Below are 3,004 nucleotides of genomic sequence, written 5' to 3' on the forward strand. Positions count from 1 at the left end.
CCGCTCCGGCCCCCGTGTTTATCAGGCGGTCAGGCCTTCTGGTTCTGGGAGTTTGTTTGCGCGGCAGCAGGCGGTGAGGGTGTTGGCCAGCAGGCAGGCGATGGTCATGGGGCCGACGCCGCCGGGGACCGGGGTGATGGCGCCGGCGCGTTCGGCAGCGCTGGCATAGTCGACGTCGCCGACCAGCTTGGTCTTGCCATCCCGCTCGATGCGGTTGATGCCCACGTCGATCACGGTGGCGCCTTCCTTGATCCAGTCGCCAGGCACCATCTCGGGGCGGCCGACAGCGGCCACGACGATATCGGCGCGGCGGACCACATCCGGCAGATCTTTGGTGCGCGAATGCGCGATGGTCACGGTGCAGCTGTCCCCCAGCAGCAGCTGCGCCATCGGTTTGCCCACGATGTTCGAGCGACCGATGACAACCGCATCCATGCCCGACAGCGACCCGTGGTGATCGCGCAGCATCATCAGGCAGCCCAGCGGGGTGCAGGGCACCATCGATTTCTGACCGGTGCCCAAAAGGCCCACGTTCGAGATATGGAACCCGTCCACATCCTTGGCCGGATCGATCGAATTGATCACCAGATCCTCGTTCAGGTGCTTGGGCAGCGGCAACTGGACCAGAATGCCATGCACCGCCGGGTCGGTGTTCAGTTTGTCGATCAGCGCCAGCAGCTCCGCCTCCGAGGTCTCCGCATCCAGCTTGTGCTCATACGAGTTCATGCCGACTTCGACGGTCATCTTGCCCTTCGAGCGGACATAGACCTGGCTGGCCGGATCCTCGCCCACCAGAACCACGGCCAGGCCGGGGGTGATGCCGTTTTCCTCTTTCAGCTTTGCAACCTGATCGGCCACCTGCGCGCGCACTTTGGCGGCAAAGGCCTTCCCGTCGATAACCTGCGCTACCATCCTTTGATCCCTTCTTTCAAAACCCAAACGGGCGCAGAACGCGCCCGGTCTTTACTCGGGGCCGAGCACACGTTCCTCACGTGCAATCGACCAGTCAATCAGAATGCGCCAGAGCGTTTCGGACAAATCGGGGTCCATCCCCGCCGCCTGCGAACTGGCGCGCACCTTTTGCACCACATCCTCGACCCGGTCCGGGATGCGGGCGGGCAGGCCCTCGCCCGGCTTCAGCTCAGACGCGCGATCAATATAGCTTGCGCGCCTCACCAGCATCCCGATCAGCTGGCGGTCCAGCCTGTCGATCTGAACCCGCAGATCCCGCATCGAATGGCAGTCCTGCGGCGGTGTCAGAGTGGGCATCATCGTCTCCTCATGGCCCGGGGGTCCCGGACCACGAGATGTCTTATTCAGCGGCTTAGAACAAGCCCTCGATCTCACCTGCGTCATTGAGGCAGATGGTTTCCGCGGCCGGTTTGCGGGGCAGGCCCGGCATGGTCATGATCTCACCGCAGACAACCACGATAAAGCCTGCACCCGCGCTCAGGCGGACCTCACGCACCGGCACCGAATGGCCGGTGGGCGCGCCCCGCAAGCTCGGGTCGGTCGAGAAGCTGTACTGGGTTTTCGCCATGCAGACCGGCAGGTTGCCATACCCCGCAGCTTCCCATTCTTTCAGCTGCGTGCGGATCTTGTTGTCGGCCAGAACCTCGTCGGCGCGGTAGATGCGCTTGGCGATGGTTTCGATCTTCTCAAACAGCGGCATCTCGTCGGGGTAGATCGGCGCGAAGTTCGCAGACCCCCCTTCGACGATTTCCACAACCTTGCGGGCCAGATCGGCAGACCCTTCCGAGCCCAGTTCCCAGTGGCGCGACAGAACCGCCTCGACCCCGTGAGAGGAACAATAATCCTTCACCGCCTGAACCTCGGCATCGGTGTCGGTGACAAAGTGGTTGATGGCGACAACAACCGGCACACCGAACGACTTCACGTTCTCGATATGGCGGCCCAGGTTGGCGCAGCCCGCCTTGACCGCATCGACATTCTCGGCACCCAGATCGGCCTTGGCGACACCGCCATTCATCTTCATCGCCCGCACGGTGGCAACCAGAACCACGGCAGAGGGCGCAATGCCCGCCTTGCGGCACTTGATGTTCATGAACTTCTCGGCACCCAGATCGGCGCCAAAGCCCGCCTCGGTCACCACATAGTCAGCCACTTTCAGCGCGGTCTTGGTGGCAATGACCGAGTTGCAGCCATGCGCGATGTTGGCGAACGGGCCGCCATGGACAAAAGCCGGGTTGTTTTCCAGCGTCTGCACCAGGTTCGGCTGCATTGCGTCTTTCAGCAGAACGGTCATCGCGCCTTCGGCCTTGATGTCGCGGCAATAGACCGGGGTCTTGTCGCGGCGATAGGCCACGATGATGTCACCCAGACGCTTTTCCAGATCCTTCAGGTCGTTGGCCAGACACAGGATCGCCATGACCTCGGACGCTACGGTGATGTCAAAACCTGTTTCGCGCGGGAACCCGTTCGACACGCCGCCCAGGCTGGCAGTAATCTGGCGCAGGGCGCGGTCGTTCATGTCAACCACACGACGCCATGCGACCCGGCGGGTGTCGATCTCGCATTCATTGCCCCAATAGATGTGGTTGTCGATCATCGCCGACAGCAGCGAATGGGCCGAGGTGATCGCGTGGAAATCGCCGGTGAAGTGCAGGTTCATCTCTTCCATCGGAACAACCTGCGCATAGCCGCCCCCCGCAGCGCCGCCCTTCATGCCGAAGTTCGGACCCAGCGAGGCCTCGCGGATACAGATCATCGCATTCTTGCCGATCCGGTTCAGACCGTCACCCAGACCAACCGTTGTGGTCGTCTTGCCTTCACCCGCAGGCGTCGGGTTGATCGCCGTCACCAGCACCAGCTTGCCGTCCTCACGACCCTGAACCGAGTTGATGAACTCCTGGCTCACCTTCGCCTTGTCATGCCCATACGGCAACAGATCATCACTGGATATTCCAAGCTTCGCGCCGATCTCCTGGATCGGCTTCTTATTCGCTTCACGCGCAATTTCGATGTCGGATTTATAGCTCATTGG

Annotated in this window: 3 protein-coding genes; all 3 read right to left on the bottom strand. The window is 62.1% G+C overall.

What is annotated here, in order from left to right; genetic code table 11:
• Window positions 1-21: 21 nt before the first annotated feature.
• From folD to AC2FPW_RS04230, 3 genes are read right to left on the bottom strand one after another with little or no spacing between them, the layout of a single operon-like run.
• The gene (gene folD / locus AC2FPW_RS04220; protein WP_209505538.1) at window positions 22-912 is read right to left on the bottom strand and encodes a bifunctional methylenetetrahydrofolate dehydrogenase/methenyltetrahydrofolate cyclohydrolase FolD; all 891 of its coding nucleotides are present in this window, start codon (window positions 910-912) and stop codon (window positions 22-24) included.
• Window positions 913-963: 51 nt separating this feature from the next.
• Window positions 964-1,269 (bottom strand): chorismate mutase, encoded by a 306-nt coding sequence (locus AC2FPW_RS04225; protein ID WP_480473724.1) that lies wholly within the window; start codon window positions 1,267-1,269, stop codon window positions 964-966.
• Between the two features lie 55 nt (window positions 1,270-1,324).
• Entirely contained in the window at window positions 1,325-3,001 is a 1,677-nt protein-coding gene (locus AC2FPW_RS04230; RefSeq protein ID WP_480586122.1) for a formate--tetrahydrofolate ligase, read from the bottom strand.
• Between the last annotated feature and the right edge of the window lie 3 nt (window positions 3,002-3,004).

This window comes from Ruegeria sp. SATB027 (genome assembly GCF_059613825.1).